The organism is Arthrobacter sp. Soc17.1.1.1, assembly GCF_036867195.1.
Classification (GTDB): Bacteria; Actinomycetota; Actinomycetes; order Actinomycetales; family Micrococcaceae; genus Arthrobacter_D.
This window is the reverse complement of sequence record NZ_JBAJII010000001.1, coordinates 1,391,582-1,410,931: the sequence shown is the minus strand read 5'-3', so window position 1 is coordinate 1,410,931 and position 19,350 is coordinate 1,391,582. Positions and strand designations below refer to the sequence as shown.

Genomic DNA, 19,350 nt, shown 5'->3' with positions numbered 1-19,350 from the left:
GGCACTAGGGCGCTCCGCCCCTGCTGATGAGCTCCTTCGCGAGGCTGCGGTAGGCGTCCGCGCCGGAGTGGTTCGCGGCGTAGGACGTGATGGGCTCGGCGGCCACGGTCGCGTCGGCGAACTTGATGGTGCGCTTGATGACGGTCTCGAAGACCTTGTCGCCGAAGGCCTCCACGAGGCGTGCGATCACCTCGCGGCTGTGCAGGGTCCGCGCGTCGTACATGGTCGCGAGCACGCCGTCGATCTGGAGGCGCGGGTTGAGGCGGTCCTGGACCTTCTCGATCGTCTCGACCAGCAGCGCGACCGCACGGAGGGCGAAGAACTCGCAGATGAGCGGGATGATGACGCCGTGCGCCGCCGTGAGGGCGTTCACGGTGAGGAGGCCGAGGGAGGGCTGGCAGTCGATGAGGATGACGTCGTAGTCGTCCGAGACCTTCCGCAGCGCGCGGTCGAGGACCTGCTCGCGCGCCACCTCGTTGACCAGCTGCACCTCGGCGGCGGACAGGTCGATGTTGGCCGGCAGCAGGTCGATGTTCTCGATCGCGGTGTGCCGGATGGCGTCCTGGATGGAGACCTTGCGGTCCATCAGCACGTTGTAGACCGTCACGTCGAGCTCGTGCGGGTTCGTGCCGAGGCCCGCGGAGAGCGCGCCCTGCGGGTCGAAGTCCACCAGGAGGACCTTGCGGCCGGCCTCGGCGAGCGCGGCCCCGAGGTTGATGGTCGAGGTCGTCTTGCCGACCCCGCCCTTCTGGTTGACCATCGCGATGACCCGCGCGGGGCCGTGCGATTCGAGGATCCTGGGTTCAGGGAACTCCGTCACAGGGCGGCCGGTAGGACCGAATCCCGCGTCCACTGCGCTGGGCAGAGTTGTGGAACCCTGTTCACTACTCACGAATGTCTCCACGCTTCCATCAGATTCGGTGCGGCCGGTCGAGAATCGGCGTCCGAGCGGCTTTTCTTCTAGTCAACGGTACAACGCCTGCCCCGACGGTCGCGAAGGCGGATGCCCGGCGGCCGTCGAGCCTTGAACCTCGACCTGAGGTAGAACGTTCCCGGATCGGTGGTGAGCGGTGGGCACCGGTGGGCATCGGCGCCGGGCGCCGGACGCCGTCCTGTACGACGACGGCGGCGGCCGGATGGGATCCGGGCGCCGCCGTCGCAGGGGCTTTCAGGGGTCGGCGCGTCAGCGGGCGCTGGTCCCGCGCACCGCGGCGTCGGTCGTCGCCTCGGCACCGGCCTCGACGTCGTCGTTCTCGAAGCGGTGATCCGTGGTCATCGTGGCCTCGTCGAAGGGAAGGCGTCCCTCGAGGACCTCGTCGACGCGGGCCCGGTCGATCTCCCTGGTCCAGGTGCCTATGAGCACCGTGGCCACGGCGTTCCCGGTGAAGTTCGTCAGTGCACGTGCCTCGGACATGAAACGGTCGATGCCGACGATCAGGCCGACGCCGTCGACCAGGTCGGGGCGGTGGGACTGCAGGCCGCCGGCGAGGGTCGCCAGACCGGCACCCGTGACGCCTGCGGCGCCCTTCGAGGCGATGATCATGAAGACCAGCAGGGAGATCTGCTCACCGAGGGCCAGCGGCTTGCCGAGTGCCTCCGCGACGAAGAGGGCCGCCATGGTGAGGTAGATCGCGGTGCCGTCGAGGTTGAAGGAGTAGCCCGTAGGGACGGTCACGCCGACGACGGGCCTGGAGACACCGACGTGCTCCATCTTCGCGATCAGGCGGGGCAGCGCGGCCTCGGAGGAGGAGGTGCTGAAGATCAGCAGGTACTCCCGGCCCAGGTACTTCATCAGCTTGAAGATGTTGACGCCGGTCACGATCTTCAGGAGCCCGCCGAGGATGACCACGATGAACAGGGCACAGGTGATGTAGAACGCGATCATGAGCGTCGCCATGCTGACGATCGCCTGCACGCCGGTCTCCCCGACGACCGCTGCGATGGCGCCGAAGGCACCGATCGGGGCGAGCCACATGATCATGATGAGGATGCGGAACACGAGCGCCTGGATGTGGCCGATGCCGCGGAGGACCGGCGTGCCGGCGGAGCCCATCTTCTGCAGTGCGAAGCCGACGAGCAGCGCGACGAACAGTGTCTGCAGGATGCTGGGGCCCGTCAGGGCGGACAGCAGCGTGGTCGGGATGATGCTCAGGAGGAAGCCGACGGTGCCCTCGGGTGCGCCCTCGGCGGTGGCGGGGAGTTCGTACGTCGACGACGAGATGTCCAGGCCTTCGCCCGGGTTGATGAGGTTGCCGACCACGAGGCCGATGGCGAGCGCGAAGGTCGACATGATCATGAAGTAGGCGAGCGCGAGGCCGCCGACCTTGCCCACCGTGGCCGCCTTCGCGATGGACCCGACGCCCAGCACGATGGTGCAGAAGATGATCGGGGCGATCATCATCTTGATGAGGTTGATGAAACCGGTCCCGAGCGGCTTGAGCGCCTTGGCGAACTCGGGTGCGGTGAGCCCGAGGATCGCGCCGAGGACGACGGCGACGATGACCGCGATGTAGAGGAAGTGGGTCCTGTCGACCCTCTTGCGGGGCTGTGCTGGCCCTGAGTCGGACCGCGACGATGCGATGGCCATGGTGTCTCCCTTGGTGTCCGCTGCCCGGGGGCGCCGGCCGCGAAGGTCGTTCTTCGTCGGGGGGTCTGACCAGGGAGCGTAGTGTTGTTCGGTTGGCTCCATCATGACAGCGGGAGTGACCGGCATCACGATTGAGTTCATACTGGTCGTGGTCGGCGCGCCCCGCAGGATGTGCCGGGCGCCGCCCGCCTGGAGACGTCGGAAGGAGCAGGATCGCCGCGTGAGTCGATGGAGTCTCGCCCGACAGGTCTTCCTGGCCCAGCTCCTGTTCGTCCTGGTGCTCTCGGCGTCGCTGTCCGTGATCCTCTACGCGGATGCCGCCCGTGGCGTCAATGACGCCGCGGGCGAGCGCATGGTCGCCGTGTCCACCGCCATCGCACTGGATCCGGCCGTCCTGGACGCGGTGGAGGGACCCGACCCCTCCGCGACCCTGCAGCCCTACGCCGTCGAGGTGATGGACCGCCTGGGCGTGGACTTCATCACCATCATGGGCACGGACCGTACCCGGTTCACGCATCGCAACCCCGAGCAGATCGGCAGGCCGTACATCGGCTCGGTCGCCGAGGCCCTGGCCGGCCGGACGCACACCGAGACGTACGCGGGGACCCTGGGGCCGTCGATCCGCTCGATCGTCCCGGTGGTCGACGGTGACGGGACGGTCCGCGCGATGGTCGCCTCCGGCATCACCGTGGACCGGGCCGCCATCGCCCGCAACGCGCAGCTCCCCCTCGTCGCGCTCGTCGCGCTCGGCGCCCTGGCGCTCGGCGCCCTCGCCTCGTTCCTGCTGAGCCGGCGCCTGCAGACGGCCACGCTGGGCATGGGGCCGGCGGAACTGTCGCGCACCTTCGTGTTCCACGACGCCGTCCTCCACTCCGTCCGGGAGGGTCTGCTGCTGACGGACGCCGACGGGCGCCTCGTGCTCTACAACGACCAGGCCGCCCGCCTCCTCGGACTGGACGGCACGCAGGAGCCGGTCCCGGCGTCGGGCCTGGCCGTGCCACCGTCGCTGCGCGAGCTCCTCGTGTCGGGCCGTCGGGCCCACGACGAGGTGCACCTCACGGCCACCCGCGTGCTGGTGGTCGATCAGGAACCTGCGGTCCGGCCGACCCCCGCGGGTCGGGGGACACACGAGCAGGCGGCGCTGGGCACCGTGACGACCCTGCGCGACCACACCGACATCGAGGCGCTCACGGGGCAGGTCCAGACCATGCGCACGCTCACCGACGCGCTGCGCTCGCAGACCCACGAGCATGCCAACCGTCTGCACACCATCGTGTCGCTGGTGGAGCTCGGCCGGAGCGCGGATGCACTGGAGTTCGCCACGCGGGACCTGCAGCAGTCGCAGCGCCTGACGGACGAGGTGGTCCAGGCCGTCGACGAGCCGTTCATCGCGGCCCTGCTGGTGGGCAAGGCGGCGCAGGCCAACGAGCGCGGGATCGAGCTGATCACCGACATCGCCCCGGACGCCCGGGCCGGTGCGCTCAACCCGGTGGACCTCGTCACGATCATCGGCAACCTCCTCGACAACGCGTTCGACGAGGCCGCCTCCTCCGGGGAACCCCGCGTGGTGCTCACCGTTCGGCGGACAGGCGACGCCGTGCCCGGCCTGGAGATCGTCGTGGAGGACAGCGGCAACGGGCTGCCCGACTCCGAGAAGGCCAGGGTGTTCGCGTTCGGCTACAGCACCAAGGCCCCGGGCACGGCGGGGGGCGCGGACCGCGGGATCGGGCTCGCCCTCGTCCGGCAGGCGGTGGAGCGTTTCGGCGGGTCGATCGAGGTGACGGACGGCGACGACGGCGGTGCGCGGTTTTCGGTGCTCCTCCCCCTGCCCGGCGGCGCCGGAGGTCCCGGGACTCCCGGGACTCCCGGCGCCGCCGCGGGACGCTCTCCGGGCGCCGCCGGCAGCGGTCCGGCCGTGCCGCAGGGCGCCGACGGCGGGGGCAGGGCGTGAGCGCCATCCGCGTCCTCGTCGTGGAGGACGACCCCGTGGCCGCGGATGCCCACGCGGAGTACGTGCGGAGGCTGGAGGGCTTCGAACTCGCCGGGATCGCACGGAGCGGAGCCGAACTCGCGGCGTTCCTGCGCCTCGCCGGGGACGGTCAGGGACGGGCTCCCGCCGTGGACCTCATGCTGCTGGACATGAATCTGCCGGACGCGCACGGGCTGGACATCGTGCGCCGCGTCCGCGGCCTCGGCCTGCCGGTGGACATCGTCGTCATCACCGCCGTACGGGACCTGCAGGTGGTGCGCTCGGCCATCTCGTCCGGGATCGTGCAGTACCTCATCAAGCCGTTCACCTACGCGGCGTTCAGCGACAAGCTCGGCGCCTACCGCGAGTTCCGCCGGAACCTCGTGGAGCAGGCCTCTACCACCACGCAGGCGGAGGTCGACTCCGCCTTCGCGTCCCTGCGTCCGGCCACGGCGGCCGCGCTGCCGAAGGGACTCTCCCCGGAGACGCTGCGCGCGGTGTCCCGGCTCCTCAGGGAGCTCTCCGCACCCACCTCCGCCGTCGAGGTGTCGGAGGCCCTGTCCATCTCCCGGGTCACCGCGCGCCGCTATCTCGAATACCTCGCCGACCAGCAGTCGGTCCTGCGCACACCCCGGTACGGCACCCGGGGGCGCCCGGAGTTCGAGTACAGCTGGGAGCGCAACGCGGCGGACCGCTGACCCGCGTCACCCCTCCGCCGGCGGGCGCAGCAGGGGCTCCAGGGCCTCGAGCACCGAGGGGTCCTCGATGGTGGAGGGCACCGCGTAGGCGTCGCCCGCCGCCATCTGGCGCATCGTCTTCCGGAGGATCTTGCCGGAGCGCGTCTTCGGCAGCGCGTCCACGACGACGGCGCTCCGGACATCGGCCACGGGCCCGATGCTGCGGCGCACCATCGCCGCCAGTTCGGCCTCGAGCGCCACCGGGTCGACGGCGGCGCCCGCCTTCAGGACCACGTAGGCTCCGGCGCGCTGTCCCTTCACGGGATCCGGCAGGCCGAGGACGGCGCACTCGGCCACGGCCGGATGCTGTGCGATCACCTGCTCGATCGCGCCGGTCGAGAGCCGGTGGCCGGCCACGTTGATGACGTCGTCCGTACGCCCCATGACGAACAGGTAGCCGTCCTCGTCCAGGTAGCCGGAGTCGCCGCTCGTGTAGAAGCCCTCGAAGTCCCCGAGATAGGCGTTCCGGTAGCGCTCGTCGCTGCCCCACAGCGTGGTCAGGGTGCCGGGCGGCAGCGGGAGGCGCAGGGCGATGCTCCCCTCGGTCCCGGCCGGCACCGGGGACCCGCCGGTGTCGAGGACGGCGACGTCGAACCCGGGCGAGGGCAGCGACGGCGAGCCGGCCTTCAGCGGGACACCGCCCAGCCCGCGGGGGTTGGCGCAGATGGGCCACCCGGTCTCCGTCTGCCACCAGTTGTCCACGACGGGCACGCCGAGGACGTCGCCGATCCACGCCGAGGTGCCGGTGTCGAGCCGCTCCCCGGCCGAGAAGAGCGTCCGGAGCGAGGACAGGTCGTGGGACCGCACGGCCGCACCGGTGGGGTCCGCCCGCCGCACGGTGCGGAGCGCGGTGGGCGCGGTGAACAGCACCGTGACGCGGTGCTGTTCGACCAGGCGCCCGAAGACGCCGGCGTCGGGGGTGCCCACGGGCTTGCCCTCGTACAGGACGGTCGTGGCGCCGGCCAGCAGTGGCCCGTAGACGATGTAGGAGTGGCCCACCACCCAGCCGACGTCGGACGCCGTCAGCATCGTGTCCCCCGGACCCGCGCCGAAGATCGCCCGCATGGACCAGGTCAGCGCGACGGCGTGCCCGCCGTTGTCGCGCACCACTCCCTTCGGGGAACCGGTGGTGCCGGAGGTGTAGAGGATGTAGAGCGGGTCGGTCGCTGCCACCTCGACGGGCGGGACGGCCTCTGCCGCGGCGGCGGCCTCATCCCAGTCCAGCCAGCGCGTCCCGGCCTCCCGGTACTCCGCGACACCGTGGCCGAACCCCGCGCGCGCCTTCACCACCACCGGCGTCGCCGCGCTGTCGGCGAGCGCGAGCGCCTGCTGCACGGCCGGGAGGTACTCGACGCGCCGGGCGGGTTCGATCCCGCCGTCCGCCGTCACGATCGCCGAGGGTCGGGCGTCCCGGATGCGGGCGGCCAGCTCGGTGGCGGCGAAGCCACCGAAGACCACGGAGTGGATCGCGCCGATCCGGGCGCAGGCGAGCATGGCCACGGCGGCCTCGGGGATCATCGGAAGGTAGATGAGGACCCTGTCGCCCTTGCCGACGCCGAGAGCTGCGAGCACCCCGGCGAACACGGCGACCTCGTCCCGGAGTTCGGCGTAGGTGAGGGTGCGGGAGGTGCCGAGCATCGCGGAGTCGTACACGAGGGCCGCCTGACCGCCCCGGCCGGCCTCGACGTGGCGGTCGAGGGCGTTGTAGCTCGTGTTGAGCGACGCGCCGGGGAACCACCGGTACAGCGGGGCGGCCGAGCCGTCCACGGCGACCTCGGGCGGGGTCGTCCAGTCGACGGAGCCCGCAGCGTCGAGCCAGAAGCGCTCCGGGTCAGCGAGACTGCCGGCGTGCAGCCGGCGGTAGTCCTGTCCGGGGAGCGCCCCGGGTCCGGCATCGTGTTCTGCGGCCATGATCGCCCTTCGTCGCGCGGAATCGTGAGGATCAGTATTCCTCATTGCCTCGTGTATACAGAGAGGGCGCCTTTCAGGGTGGCTGTCGGCGATTTCTTGTACAGGAGCCCGGCTTTGCATACATTGGGGTCGGTACCAGCTCATGCCGGGCCGGAACCAGGACGTGGAAGGGGGCGGGGATGCGGGCCAGCGATCGCGCCTATGCCCTGCTCCGGGCCGACATCGTGGAGTGGCGCCTCTCCCCCGGTGACGTGCTGGCGGAGGTGGAGCAGTCCGCGCGGCTCGGCGTCTCACGCACCCCCCTGCGTGAGGCGCTCTCCCGGCTCGTCGCCGAGGGGCTCGCCGCACCGCATGCCGGCCGCGGCGTCGTCGTCTCCGCCATCTCCCTCGCAGCGGTCACCGACGTGTTCGAGGTCCGCCTGCCGCTCGAATGCGCCGCGGTGCGCCTCGCGGCCGTGCGCGGCGACCGGACCGTCTTCATCGCGCTCGCCGACGAGTTCGCCCGTGCCGGCCGGCTCCTCGGGGACGGCGACGGCGACCGGGACGCCTACTACGCGCTCGTCGCCCGGCTCGACGAGTGCATCGACGACGCCGCCGGGAACCGGTACCTGCTGCAGGCGCAGAAGCCGATCCGCACACACCTCGCCCGGGCCCGCCGCCTCGCCCAGGACAACCCGGCGCGGCTCCTCGCCTCGGCCCGGGAACACGAGCAGATCGCCCGGGCGCTGGCCGCCGGCAACGCCGACCTCGCCGAGGCGTCCATGCGGGTCCATCTCCACCACAGCCTGCAGCACCTGCTCTCCCCCACCGGGGACCCGCGGCCACCGACTGAACCAGCCCTGCACCACCGAGAGGAACACCATGGTTGAACTCCATCCCGTCCGCGTCCACCGCAGCGAGGAGAACCTCCCCCGCACCGGGCAGCTCGCCTGGAAGATCGCGCAGGTCGCCGCCGATCCCGTCGAGGTGACGCCCGAGGTGACGGACATGGTCATCAACCGGATCATCGACAACGCGTCCGTGGCCATCGCGTCGCTGACGCGGGCGCCCGTCGTCGCCGCCCGGGCGCAGGCGCTCAGCCACCCGGTCTCCGCACACGGAGCGGGCGCCGCGGTGTTCGGCGTCGACTCCCCCGTCTCGGCCGAGTGGGCGGCGTGGGCCAACGGCGTCGCCGTGCGCGAACTCGACTACCACGACACGTTCCTCGCCGCGGACTACTCGCACCCCGGCGACAACATCCCGCCCATCCTCGCCGCGGCCCAGCACACGGGCGCCTCGGGCAGGGACCTCGTCCGCGCGCTGGCCACCGGCTACGAGATCCAGGTGGACCTCGTGAAGGCCATCTGCCTCCACGAGCACAAGATCGACCACGTGGCGCACCTCGGGCCGTCCGCAGCGGCGGGTATCGGCACCCTCCTGAACCTGGACCCGGACGTCGTCTTCCATGCCGTCGGCCAGGCACTGCACACGACGACGGCGACCCGCCAGTCGCGCAAGGGCGAGATCTCCACGTGGAAGGCGCACGCCCCGGCCTTCGCCGGGAAGATGGCCGTCGAGGCCGTGGACCGTGCCATGCGCGGGCAGACGTCCCCCACACCCATCTACGAGGGCGAGGACGGCGTGATCGCCTGGCTCCTCGACGGGCCGGACGCGGCCTACGAGGTGCCGCTCCCGGCGCAGGGCGAACCGAAGCGCGCCATCCTCGACACCTATACCAAGGAGCACTCGGCCGAGTACCAGGCCCAGGCCTGGATCGACCTCGCCCGCCGCCTGCACGGGACGCACCCCGAGGCCACGGATCCGGACAACGTCGCCTCCGTGGTCATCCACACCTCCCACCACACGCACTACGTCATCGGCTCCGGCGCCAACGACCCGCAGAAGTACGACCCCGCGGCCTCACGGGAGACCCTCGACCACTCCATCCCGTACATCTTCACCGTGGCGCTCCAGGACGGCCGCTGGCACCACGAGGATTCCTACGCGCCCGACCGCGCGGCACGCCCGGACACCGTCGCGCTGTGGCACAAGGTGACCACGCTCGAGGACCCCGAGTGGACGCGCCGCTACCACTCCCTGGACATCGCGGAGAAGGCGTTCGGCGGCCGGGTGGAGATCACCCTCACGGACGGCACCGTGATCACCGACGAGATCGCCGTCGCCGACGCCCACCCGCTCGGCGCCCGGCCGTTCGCCCGCGCCGACTACGTCGCCAAGCTGCGCATGCTCGCGGCGGGCATCGTCGAGGACGCGGAGCTCGAGCGTTTCCTCGCCGCCGTCGGGCAGCTGCCCGACCTGCCGGCCGGATCGCTGGGACAGCTGAACATCGTGGCCCGCCCCGGTCTCGTCGACGCGGCCGGCGCGCCGCAGGGACTGCTGTAGGAGGCGCCGTGCTGTACTCGAGCATCACCCCCGAGCAGAAGCGCCGGGACCTCCGGGACGGGCTGGCCTCCGGCAGCCTGCAGCAGTTCCCCGGGGCCTTCAACCCCCTGTCCGCCCGCCTGATCGGCGACAAGGGCTTCGACGGCGTGTACATCTCCGGCGCCGTGATCGCCGCCGACCTCGGCCTGCCGGACATCGGCCTGACCACCCTGACGGAGGTGGCGCACCGCGCCGGGCAGATCGCACGCATGACGGACCTGCCGTGCATCGTCGACGCCGACACGGGCTTCGGCGAACCCATGAACGTGGCCCGCAGCGTGCAGGAACTCGAGAACGCAGGCCTCGCCGGCTGCCACATCGAGGACCAGTTCAACCCGAAGCGGTGCGGCCACCTGGACGGGAAGAACGTCGTCGACCTGGAGACGGCCGTCAAGCGCATCCGCGCCGCCGCCGACGCCCGCCGCGACCCGAACTTCCTCATCATGGCCCGCACCGACATCCGCGGCACGGACACCCTCGAGGCCACGCAGGACCGCTCCCGCGCGCTCGTCGACGCCGGGGCGGACGCCATCTTCCCCGAGGCCATGCGCAGCCTCGACGAGTTCCGGGCCATCCGCGAGGCCGTCGACGTGCCGATCCTCGCCAACATGACGGAGTTCGGCAAGAGCTCGCTGTTCACGGCCGACCAGCTCCAGGAGGTGGGCGTCACCCTGGTCATCTACCCGGTGACCCTGCTGCGCAGTGCGATGGGCGCCGCCGAGCGTACGCTGGACTCGATCAGGGCCCACGGCACGCAGGAGGGCGTCGTGGGCGACATGCAGACGCGCAGCCGGCTCTACGACCTGGTGGACTACGAGGGGTACAACCGCTTCGACTCCTCCGTGTTCAACTTCGAGGTGCCGGACGGCGTCCGCACACGCCCACCCGCATCAGCACCCGCACCCGCACCGAACGCAGAGAAGGAGCAGCCGTGACAGAACCGGAGATCCACAAGGGGCTCGCAGGGGTCGTGGTGGACACCACCGCCATCTCGAAGGTCAATCCGGACACCAATTCCCTGCTCTACCGGGGGTACCCGGTGCAGGAACTGGCCGGCCACCGCGACGTCGAGGAGATCGCCTACCTCCTGTGGAACGGCGAGCTGCCCGACGCCGACCAGCGCGCGCGCTTCGACGCCTTCGAGCGGGCACACCGGTCCCTCCCGGACACGGTCGTCGCGGCCATCGACCTCCTGCCGCTGACCGCGCACCCCATGGACGTGGCGCGCACCGCGGTGTCGGTGCTGGGAGCCTGCCACCCGCTGGCCGGCGACAACGCGCCCGAGGCGAACCGGGAGAAGGCGGCGGCCCTCTTCGCGGCCTTCCCCGCCGTCGTCGCCTACGACCAGCGGCGCCGCCGCGGGCAGGCGCGCGTCGAGCCCCGCGAGGACCTCGGCTACTCCGCCAACTTCCTGTGGATGACCTTCGGGGAGGAGGCGCCCGCGGAGGTGGTCCACGCGTTCGACGTGTCGATGGTCCTGTACGCGGAGCACTCCTTCAACGCCTCGACCTTCACGGCGCGCGTGATCACGTCGACCCTCTCCGATCTGCACTCCGCGGTGACCGGGGCGATCGGCGCGCTCAAGGGAGCGCTCCACGGCGGCGCGAACGAGGCCGTCATGCACACGTTCGAGGAGATCGGCATCCGGGAGGACGAGACCCGCGAGGAGGCCGCCGCCCGGGCGAAGGCCTGGATGGAGGACGCCCTCGCCGCGAAGAAGAAGGTCATGGGCTTCGGACACCGCGTGTACAAGAACGGCGACTCGCGCGTCCCCACCATGAAGTCCGCGCTCGACGCGATGATCGAGTACTACGGGCGGGGGGAGATCCTCGGCCTGTATACCGGCCTCGAGACGGCGATGGACGAGGCCAAGGGCATCAAGCCCAACCTCGACTACCCCGCAGGCCCCACCTACCACCTCATGGGCTTCGACACCGAGATGTTCACGCCGCTCTTCATCGCAGCGCGCATCACGGGCTGGACGGCGCACATCATGGAGCAGGCGGCGTCGAACTCGCTCATCCGCCCCCTCAGCCTGTACGACGGCCCGGACGAGCGGCACGTGGGCTGACCTCCCCTCGCCGCGCGGGGCGGGTCAGCGCACGACGGCGCGGGCCACGCCCTCGTTGTCCGTGTCCATGACGATGGCGGCGTCGACGGTGCGACCCTCGAGCAGGTGCGGCACCCAGTGCGGGGCGTCCTGCCACATGCCGTCCCAGGGGATCGCGTCGACGGGGTACCAGCGGGGCTCGATCTCCTCGCTGGGCACCGGCGTCGCGGCACCGGCCCCGGCCGTGAACAGGAACGCCGCCATGTTCCACGCCGGCCGGGCCGGGAAGGACCACGTGATCCGGCCGGCACAGAGCACGTCCTCGGGCCGGAGGTCTATCCCGCTCTCCTCGCGGACCTCCCGCACCGCGGCCTCCCGGGCGGACTCCCGCCCGTCGATCTTGCCGCCGAGCGCCACCACGCGGCCGGTCCCGAAGCCGGTGCGCTTCAGGCCGAGCAGCACCTCCCGGGACGTGCCGTCCGCACGGGCGGCGGTCCTGAACAGCAGGCACAGCACCACGCAGCGGTAGGCCACGCCATCGACGGTCAGCCACTCGCCGGGCCGCTCCTGTCCGGACGGGACCCCGGCCGGCTGTTCCGCCGGCTTTTCCGCCGGCTCTCCCGACGCCTGCTCCGCCGGCTCAGGCACGGGCCCGGGGGTGTGCCGCTGCATAGACCTCGCGCAGGGTGTCTGCGGTGACGAGCGTGTACACCTGGGTGGTCGTCACCGACGCGTGCCCCAGGAGTTCCTGCACCACACGGACGTCCGCCCCGCCCTCGAGCAGGTGGGTGGCGAAGGAGTGCCGCAGCGTGTGCGGAGAGACGTCCCGTTTCACCTCGGCCCGCTCGGTGGCGGTCTTCAGGATGGTCCAGGCGCTCTGGCGGCTGAGGCGACCGCCACGCGCATTGAGGAAGAGGGCCGGGCTGCCCTTGCCCTTCGCCGCCAGACCCGGGCGGCCCTGGACGAGGTAGGCGTCGACGGCCCGCGCGGCGTACGAGCCCACCGGGACCAGGCGCTCCTTCGAGCCCTTCCCGGTCAGCCGCACGACCGCCGGCCCGTCGAGCGCCCCGCTCACGGAGACGTCGTCGACGTCGAGGCCCACGGCCTCGCTGATGCGCGCGCCGGTGGAGTACAGGAACTCGAGCAGCGCCCGGTCGCGCTGCCCGGACGCCGTGGAGGTGTCGACGGCGTCGAGGATGCGCACCACGTCCGCGACCGGGATCGCCTTCGGGAGCCGCTGCCCGGTCATCGGCGGATGGACGTCCCGGGCCGGATCGCCCTCGGTGATCCCCTCGAGCGCCCAGAACCGGTGCAGGCCCCGGACGGCGACGACCGTACGGGCCGCCGAGCGGGGGCTCAGCGGCGAGAGTCCGTCCTCCCCGGAGGCGACGGCCTGCGCGAAGGCGGAGACGTCGTGGCGGGTGATCGCGGGGACCGCGCGGATCCCGCGTGCGTCGAGGAACGCCTCGTAGCGCCGGAGGTCACGCCGGTAGGCCGAGAGGGTGTTCACGGACAGGCCACGCTCCACGGACATGTGCTGCAGGTAGTCCCTGATGAGGGACGTCAGCGGCCCGTCGGCGGGCGCCGGCTCCGGCACGGACGTCAGCCCTCGAGCACGGCACCGTGGGGCCACGTCGCGTGCTGGCTCGGGTGCTCGGGCCAGGGCGTCGTGGCGGGCCGCAGGTCGGCGAACCCGTTCTCACGCGCCACGCGGGCCGCGAGGATCGCGGCGACCGCGGACGGGCTGTGGATGCGTCCCTCGAGCACCGCGTCGACGGCGGAGTCCAGGTCCACCCACCGCAGTTCGATCTCGGCCTCCTCGTGGGTGCGCGTGTGCCGGTCTGCCTCGGGGACGTCCCCGATCCCCCGCGCCAGGTACACGCGGAGGGCTTCGGAGGACGAACCCGGGGACAGGAACAGGTCGACGAGCACATGCCACTCGCGCGCGGTGAGGTCCGCCTCCTCGGCGAGTTCGCGCGCGGCGGCGTCCACGAACTCCTCGCCGTCCTCGTCGAGGAGCCCGGCGGGGATCTCCCAGAGCGCCATCCGCACCGGGTGGCGGTACTGGCGCAGCAGGAGGACCTGCCCGTCGTCGTCGAGCACCAGCACGGCGACCGCCCCGGGATGCCGGATGAAGTCGCGCGTGATCGCCTCACCGGCGTCGGTCAGGCTGAACTGCTCACTGACGACGTCCCATACCCGCCCCTCGTAGACCGTGGTGGCCCCGAGGAGCCGGCGCGGGCTCTGCTCGTCGCTGAACGCGGCGCCTCCCGGCCCGGGCAGGCCCATGCTCAGACCTTCGCGCCGCGGCGCTCGAGCGCCGCCTTGACGAGGCCCGCGAACAGCGGGTGCGGGCGCGTGGGGCGTGAGCTCAGTTCGGGGTGGGCCTGCGTGGAGACGTAGTACGGGTGCACGTCCTTCGGCAGTTCGGCGAACTCGACGAGCTGTCCGTCCGTCGTCGTCCCGGAGAACACGAGGCCGGCCTCGGCGATCTGGTCGCGGAACTCGTTGTTCACCTCGTAGCGGTGGCGGTGCCGTTCGAACACGGTGGTCTTCCCGTAGGTCCCCGCGATGACGGAGCCCTCCTGGAGCTTCGCCTCCCAGCGGCCCAGGCGCATGGTGCCGCCCATGTCGCCCTCGCCGGCGACGATGTGGAGCTGCTCCGCCATGGTCGCGATGACGGGGTACTGCGTGTCCGGCTCGAACTCGCTCGAGGATGCGCCCTCGAGGCCCACGACGTTCCGGGCGTACTCGATGACCATGCACTGCAGCCCGAGGCACAGGCCGAGGGTGGGGACGCCGTTCTCGCGGGCGTAGGTCAGCGCGCCGAGCTTGCCCTCGAGGCCCCGGATGCCGAAGCCGCCGGGGATGCAGATCGCGTCAACACCGGCCAGGGCCTTCTTCGCGCCCTCCGGTGTCTGGCACTCGTCGGACGGCACCCACTTGATGGTGACCTTGGCCTTGTTCGCGAAGCCGCCCGCGCGGAGCGCCTCGGTCACGGAGAGGTAGGCGTCGGGGAGGTCGATGTACTTGCCCACGAGGGCCACCTCGACCTGGTGCTTCGGGTTGTGGACGGCCTCGAGCAGCTTGTTCCACTTGGTCCAGTTGACGTCCTTGAACTTCAGGTCGAGCGCCTGGACGATGTACGCGTCGAGGCCCTGGGCGTGGAGGGTCTTCGGGATGTCGTAGATGCTCGGGGCGTCGGCCGCGTTGACCACGGCGTCGAGGTCCACGTCGCACATGCGGCCGATCTTCTCGCGCATCGCCGCCGGCACCTCGCGGTCGGAGCGGATCACGATGGCGTCGGGCTGGATGCCGATGGAGCGCAGCATGGCGACCGAGTGCTGGGTGGGCTTGGTCTTCAGTTCCTGCGACGGACCGATGTACGGCACGAGGGAGACGTGGAGGAAGAAGACGTTGTTCCGGCCGACGTCCTGGCGGACCTGCCGGGCGGACTCGAGGAACGGTTGCGACTCGATGTCGCCGACGGTGCCGCCGATCTCGGTGATGATGACGTCGGGCGCCTTCTTGCCGGGCGTCGCCTCGGCCGGCAGGCGCATGCGGCGCTTGATCTCGTCCGTGATGTGCGGGATGACCTGCACGGTGTCACCGAGGTACTCACCGCGGCGCTCCTTGGCGATGACCGTCGAGTACACCTGACCGGTCGTGACGTTCGCCGACCCGTCGAGGTTCTCGTCGAGGAACCGCTCGTAGTGGCCGATGTCGAGGTCCGTCTCGGCGCCGTCGTCGGTCACGAAGACCTCGCCGTGCTGGAACGGGTTCATCGTGCCGGGATCCACGTTGAGGTAGGGATCGAGCTTCTGCATGGTCACGGAGAGGCCGCGCGCCCTCAGGAGGTGACCCAGGCTGGATGCCGTCAGTCCCTTGCCGAGAGAGGAGGCCACGCCGCCAGTCACGAAGATGTGCTTGGTCGTTGCGGATTTCAGGAACCGGGAGTTTATTTGCTGCGCCACGGAGTTCAAGCCTATCACCGAGCAGTTGTGCGGGCGGCATCGGCGAGGAGTTCCTCGGCGTGGGCGCGGGCGGAGGCCGAGTCCTCCTGGCCGGCGAGCATGCGGGCGAGCTCGCGCACCCGCTCGTCGTCGGGCAGGACCTCGACGTCGCTCGCCGTGACGCCTCCCCCGTCGCCGTCGCGGGAGACGTTCTTCGTGACGCGGATGTGACGCGCGGCGAAGGCGGCCACCTGGGGCAGGTGGGTCACGACGATGACCTGGACGTGTTCGGCCAGCATCGCGAGCCGGCGTCCGATCTCGACGGCGGCCTTTCCTCCCACCCCGGCGTCCACCTCGTCGAACACGAAGGTGGGCACGGGGTCGACGGCCGCGAGGACCACCTCGATGGCCAGCATCACGCGGGAGAGCTCTCCGCCCGATGCCCCCTTGCCCAGGGCACGCGGCGCGGACCCTGGGTGCGGCTGCAGGTTGAACGCGATCTCGTCGGCCCCGTGGACGGTCAGCGACTCGGACGGCGTCACCTCGATGAGGAGCTGCGCGTCGGGCATGGCCAGGGCCGTGAGCTCGTCGCTGACCTTCTCGGCGAGGTTCTCCGACGCCGCCCTCCTCAGCGCCGACAGGGCCGCCGCGAGGCCGTGCACCTCGCCGTCGAGGGCCGTGATGACGTCGTCGAGCTCCTCCACCCGCGACGAGTCGCCGCTCAGCTCGAGCAGGCGCTTGACGGCGTCCTCCTGCCAGACGAGGACCTCGTCGATGGTCGGGGCGTACTTCCGGGTCAGCACGGACAGCGCGGCGCGGCGCGACTCGACCTCCTCGAGCCGCCCCGCGCCCTCGGAGTCCAGCGCCGTCCCGTAGCCGGCCAGTTCCGCGGAGATGTCCGCCAGGAGGTACCCGACCTCCGCGAGCCGCTCGGCGAGCTTCCCGAGGTCGGCGTCGTGCTCGGCGACCGCCTCGAGCTGGCGCTTCGCCTCGTCGACCAGCGACACGGCGTCGGCACTCGCTCCGATGTCCTCGGACACGAGCGCCTGATGGGCCACGAGGGCGGCGGTGCGCAACTCCTCCAGATTCCCGAGGCGCATCGATTCCGCCTTCAGGGCCGCGTCCTCCCCGGGCTGCGGGTCGAGGTCGCCGATCTCGGTCAGGGCCGCTTCCAGGCCCTCGGCCTCACGGAGCCGCTCACGGGCCTCGCTCCTCAGCCGGTCGCGCTCGGCGACGGCGTCGCGCCACCGTCGGAACGCGTCCTCGTAGCCATGGAGGGCCTCCTCGAGGGGCTTTCCGCCGAACTTGTCCAGGGCCTGCCGCTGCGCGGGAGCGCCCTTGAGCCGCAGCTGGTCGGACTGCCCGTGGACGACGACGAGCTCGTCCCCCAGCTCGGCGAGGACGCCCACGGGGGCCGCGCGGCCGCCGACGTACGCGCGGCTGCGGCCCTCGCTCGTCACGGTGCGGGCGAGGATCAGGTCGACGACGCCGTCGTGCTCCTCCAACTCGGCTCCCGCCTCGGCGGCCCGCAGGGCGGCCGGGCTGCCCGGCTCGAGCCGCAGCACGGCCTCGGCGGAGGCGGATTTCGCGTTCAGGCGGACGGCACCGGCGTCCGACCGCGCCCCCCGCAGCAGGCCGAGCGCGGTGATGACCATGGTCTTGCCCGCGCCGGTCTCACCGGTCACGACGGTCAGGCCCGGCCCGAGGCTGAGGGTGGCGTCGGTGATGACGCCGAGGTCGCGGATCCGCATCTCCTCGATCATCGCTGGGGTCCGTCCTGGTGCTTCAGGGGGCCGCGCCAGCCCTGGATGGGTAGTTCGAACTTGCGGACGAGCCGTTCCGAGAACGGTGTCTGCCGTGTGCGGGCCAGCCGGACGGGGCGCTCCGACCGCTGTACCTCCACACGGGCGCCGGGCGGCAGGTGGATGCTGCGGCGTCCGTCGCACCACATCACGCCGGCGGCATCGGTGCGGGTCAGGAGTTCGACCGCGAGGACCGACGTGGGCGCGACCACGAGCGGCTTCGCGAAGAGTGCGTGGGCACTGATGGGCACCATGAGGAGCGCCTCGACCTCCGGCCAGACGATCGGTCCACCTGCGGAGAAGGCGTACGCGGTGGAGCCGGTGGGCGTGGCGAGGACCACGCCGTCGCAGCCGAAGGAACTCACGGGACGGCCGTCCACCTCCATGACCACCTCGATCATGCGCTCACGGTCCGCCTTCTCGACGGCCACCTCGTTGAGCGCCCAGCTCTGCCCGAGCATCGTGTCGCCGTGCCACACGACCACCTCGATGGTGGTCCTCTCCTCCACGGTGTAGCTGCGGTCCGCGACCCACCGCACCGTCTCCTCGAGATCGGCACGCTCGCTCTCCGCCAGGAAGCCCACGTGCCCCAGGTTGACGCCCAGGAGGGGTATGTCCGCCTCCCGCACCAGTTCGGCGGCCCGCAGGATGGTGCCGTCGCCGCCGAGGACCATGACGAGTTCGACGTCGCCGAAGTCCACGCCGTCGCCGAGCGCCTCGGCCGGGGCCACGAGGGCCCCGTACTCCCCCTGCAGGTCGGCGAGCTCCTCGGGCCGCATGACGGGCTGCAGCCCGAGGTCGTGGAGGCGTGTGCACGCTTCCTGCGCGGCGATCATCGCGTTCCTGCGGCCGGTGTGCGCAAGAACCAGGATTCGTCTACTCATCGAGCTCCGTCTGATCTATGGGGCGGGCCGTGCCGGGCGGTGGGAAGAGCGCGTTCAGTGCCTGGTCGGTCAACCGGTCCAGCTCCCCCTCGATCCTAGGCACCAAACCGTCGGCGGGCACCTTTATCCACACGAAGTACTCCACGTTGCCGTCCTGCCCGGGCAGACCGCTCTTCGCGATCCCGGCGACCAGCAGGCCGCCAGCAAGCGCGCTGCGCACCACGCCGGCGACGGCGCGGCGGCGGGACTCGGGCGAGGTCACGACTCCGAGGCGGTTGAGTCCGCTGCGGCCCACCTCGAACTGGGGCTTCACCATCAGGAGCAGCTCCCCGCCGGGAACGGTGGCGCCGGCCAGCGCGTCCAGGACCAGGCGGAGGGAGATGAAGGACAGGTCGGCGACGGTGAGCTCCGCCGGGCCACCGATCGCCGAGGGGTCGAGGTGGCGGACGTTCATGCCCTCGAAGACGTGCACGCGCGGATCGTCGCGCAGCTGCTGCACGAGCTGGCCGTGCCCGACGTCGACAGCGGCGACCTCGCGCGCCCCGCGCCGCAGGAGCACATCGGTGAATCCGCCCGTCGAGGCGCCGGCGTCGAGGCAGCGCCTGCCGGCCGGGTCCACTGCCGGGAAGGCGCGCAGCGCGCCGTCGAGCTTGGTGCCGGCGCGGCTGACGTACTCCTCGCCCCGTTCCTCGACGAGCAGGGTGTCCGCCGGGAGGATCGGCGCCGAGGGTTTCAGCGCGACGACGCCCTCACGCCGCACGCGTCCCGCCGCGATCAGCTGGGCGGCGTGGGATCGCGACCGCGCGAGCCCGCGCGTCACGAGTTCCTGGTCAAGGCGAGCCATGTGCTCCCGTCCGTCGGAGTCTCCCCTCGGGGTTCAACTCGCCGTCGAGGCGCTCGAGCACGTCGAGGTAGACCTCGGCATGCCCGGTCACGGGGAGATCCGCGAGCCGGTCGAGCGCCGACAGGACCGCGTCGACCTGCGTGTCCCCCGTGCTGCTGCCGGCCGGAGCCTCGGTGGTGTCCTGCACCGTCG

At 71.5% G+C, this 19,350-nt stretch carries 17 protein-coding genes; 6 read left to right on the top strand and 11 right to left on the bottom strand.

The genetic code is table 11. The features are described from left to right. Positions 1-4: 4 nt before the first annotated feature. Complete coding sequence (locus V6S67_RS06365; RefSeq protein WP_334209436.1) at positions 5-892, bottom strand: ParA family protein; 888 nt, start codon at positions 890-892, stop codon at positions 5-7. 291 nt (positions 893-1,183) lie between these two features. Then, positions 1,184-2,587 carry a cation:dicarboxylate symporter family transporter gene (locus V6S67_RS06360; RefSeq protein ID WP_334209435.1) on the bottom strand — a complete coding sequence of 468 codons (1,404 nt, stop codon included), beginning with the start codon at positions 2,585-2,587 and terminating at the stop codon, positions 1,184-1,186. Between the two features lie 220 nt (positions 2,588-2,807). On the opposite strand from V6S67_RS06360, the gene V6S67_RS06355 reads away from it, so the two are divergent. Both V6S67_RS06355 and V6S67_RS06350 read left to right on the top strand, forming a co-directional pair. Next, positions 2,808-4,538, top strand: a complete 1,731-nt coding sequence (locus V6S67_RS06355) for a sensor histidine kinase (RefSeq protein WP_334209434.1) — start codon at positions 2,808-2,810, stop codon at positions 4,536-4,538. Next, positions 4,535-5,254, top strand: coding sequence for a response regulator (locus tag V6S67_RS06350; protein ID WP_334209433.1), 720 nt, complete (start codon positions 4,535-4,537; stop codon positions 5,252-5,254). The genes V6S67_RS06355 and V6S67_RS06350 overlap by 4 nt, the downstream gene beginning before the upstream one ends. Positions 5,255-5,260: 6 nt before the next feature. Here V6S67_RS06350 and V6S67_RS06345 read toward each other — a convergent pair whose 3' ends face one another. Further along, complete coding sequence (locus V6S67_RS06345; RefSeq protein WP_334209432.1) at positions 5,261-7,204, bottom strand: AMP-binding protein; 1,944 nt, start codon at positions 7,202-7,204, stop codon at positions 5,261-5,263. A 179-nt stretch (positions 7,205-7,383) separates the two neighbouring features. Here V6S67_RS06345 and V6S67_RS06340 point away from each other — a divergent pair, with 179 nt between their 5' ends. From V6S67_RS06340 to V6S67_RS06325, 4 genes are read left to right on the top strand one after another with little or no spacing between them, the layout of a single operon-like run. Then, positions 7,384-8,073 (top strand): GntR family transcriptional regulator, encoded by a 690-nt coding sequence (locus V6S67_RS06340; protein ID WP_334209431.1) that lies wholly within the window; start codon positions 7,384-7,386, stop codon positions 8,071-8,073. Next, on the top strand, positions 8,066-9,586 hold the full coding sequence (locus tag V6S67_RS06335; protein ID WP_334209430.1) for an MmgE/PrpD family protein: 1,521 nt from the start codon (positions 8,066-8,068) through the stop codon (positions 9,584-9,586). The genes V6S67_RS06340 and V6S67_RS06335 overlap by 8 nt, the downstream gene beginning before the upstream one ends. Positions 9,587-9,594: 8 nt before the next feature. Further along, a complete protein-coding gene (gene prpB, locus V6S67_RS06330) occupies positions 9,595-10,560 on the top strand; it encodes a methylisocitrate lyase (protein WP_334209429.1) in 966 nt (321 codons plus the stop codon). Next, the gene (locus V6S67_RS06325) at positions 10,557-11,696 is read left to right on the top strand and encodes a bifunctional 2-methylcitrate synthase/citrate synthase (protein WP_334209428.1); all 1,140 of its coding nucleotides are present in this window, start codon (positions 10,557-10,559) and stop codon (positions 11,694-11,696) included. The genes prpB and V6S67_RS06325 overlap by 4 nt, the downstream gene beginning before the upstream one ends. 24 nt (positions 11,697-11,720) lie before the next feature. Here V6S67_RS06325 and V6S67_RS06320 read toward each other — a convergent pair whose 3' ends face one another. Genes V6S67_RS06320 through V6S67_RS06285 form a run of 8 tightly spaced genes read right to left on the bottom strand, consistent with a single transcriptional unit; the run spans position 11,721 to position 19,345 of the window. Next, the gene (locus V6S67_RS06320; protein WP_334209427.1) at positions 11,721-12,323 is read right to left on the bottom strand and encodes an 8-oxo-dGTP diphosphatase; all 603 of its coding nucleotides are present in this window, start codon (positions 12,321-12,323) and stop codon (positions 11,721-11,723) included. Further along, positions 12,316-13,281, bottom strand: a complete 966-nt coding sequence (gene xerD, locus V6S67_RS06315) for a site-specific tyrosine recombinase XerD (RefSeq protein WP_442884856.1) — start codon at positions 13,279-13,281, stop codon at positions 12,316-12,318. The genes V6S67_RS06320 and xerD overlap by 8 nt, the downstream gene beginning before the upstream one ends. After that, positions 13,278-13,964 (bottom strand): NUDIX hydrolase, encoded by a 687-nt coding sequence (locus V6S67_RS06310; RefSeq protein WP_334209425.1) that lies wholly within the window; start codon positions 13,962-13,964, stop codon positions 13,278-13,280. Before V6S67_RS06310 ends, xerD begins: the two co-directional genes overlap by 4 nt. A gap of 2 nt (positions 13,965-13,966) precedes the next feature. Beyond that, positions 13,967-15,667, bottom strand: coding sequence for a CTP synthase (locus V6S67_RS06305; RefSeq protein ID WP_334209424.1), 1,701 nt, complete (start codon positions 15,665-15,667; stop codon positions 13,967-13,969). Then, positions 15,664-17,391 carry a DNA repair protein RecN gene (recN, locus tag V6S67_RS06300; protein WP_334209423.1) on the bottom strand — a complete coding sequence of 576 codons (1,728 nt, stop codon included), beginning with the start codon at positions 17,389-17,391 and terminating at the stop codon, positions 15,664-15,666. Before recN ends, V6S67_RS06305 begins: the two co-directional genes overlap by 4 nt. Next, positions 17,388-18,314, bottom strand: a complete 927-nt coding sequence (locus V6S67_RS06295) for an NAD kinase (RefSeq protein WP_334209422.1) — start codon at positions 18,312-18,314, stop codon at positions 17,388-17,390. The genes recN and V6S67_RS06295 overlap by 4 nt, the downstream gene beginning before the upstream one ends. Next, positions 18,307-19,158 (bottom strand): TlyA family RNA methyltransferase, encoded by an 852-nt coding sequence (locus V6S67_RS06290; RefSeq protein WP_334209421.1) that lies wholly within the window; start codon positions 19,156-19,158, stop codon positions 18,307-18,309. Before V6S67_RS06290 ends, V6S67_RS06295 begins: the two co-directional genes overlap by 8 nt. Then, a complete protein-coding gene (locus V6S67_RS06285) occupies positions 19,145-19,345 on the bottom strand; it encodes a hypothetical protein (protein ID WP_334209420.1) in 201 nt (66 codons plus the stop codon). Before V6S67_RS06285 ends, V6S67_RS06290 begins: the two co-directional genes overlap by 14 nt. Between the last annotated feature and the right edge of the window lie 5 nt (positions 19,346-19,350).

Bases quoted from the DNA above. Each gene is read 5' to 3' on its own strand.
- V6S67_RS06360 (WP_334209435.1), bottom strand. From the start codon at position 2,587: ATGGCCATCGCATCGTCGCGGTCCGACTCAGGGCCAGCACAGCCCCGC.
- V6S67_RS06345 (WP_334209432.1), bottom strand. From the start codon at position 7,204: ATGGCCGCAGAACACGATGCCGGACCCGGGGCGCTCCCCGGACAGGAC.
- V6S67_RS06340 (WP_334209431.1), top strand. From the start codon at position 7,384: ATGCGGGCCAGCGATCGCGCCTATGCCCTGCTCCGGGCCGACATCGTG.
- V6S67_RS06335 (WP_334209430.1), top strand. From the start codon at position 8,066: ATGGTTGAACTCCATCCCGTCCGCGTCCACCGCAGCGAGGAGAACCTC.
- V6S67_RS06310 (WP_334209425.1), bottom strand. From the start codon at position 13,964: ATGGGCCTGCCCGGGCCGGGAGGCGCCGCGTTCAGCGACGAGCAGAGC.
- recN (WP_334209423.1), bottom strand. From the start codon at position 17,391: ATGATCGAGGAGATGCGGATCCGCGACCTCGGCGTCATCACCGACGCC.
- V6S67_RS06295 (WP_334209422.1), bottom strand. From the start codon at position 18,314: ATGAGTAGACGAATCCTGGTTCTTGCGCACACCGGCCGCAGGAACGCG.
- V6S67_RS06290 (WP_334209421.1), bottom strand. From the start codon at position 19,158: ATGGCTCGCCTTGACCAGGAACTCGTGACGCGCGGGCTCGCGCGGTCG.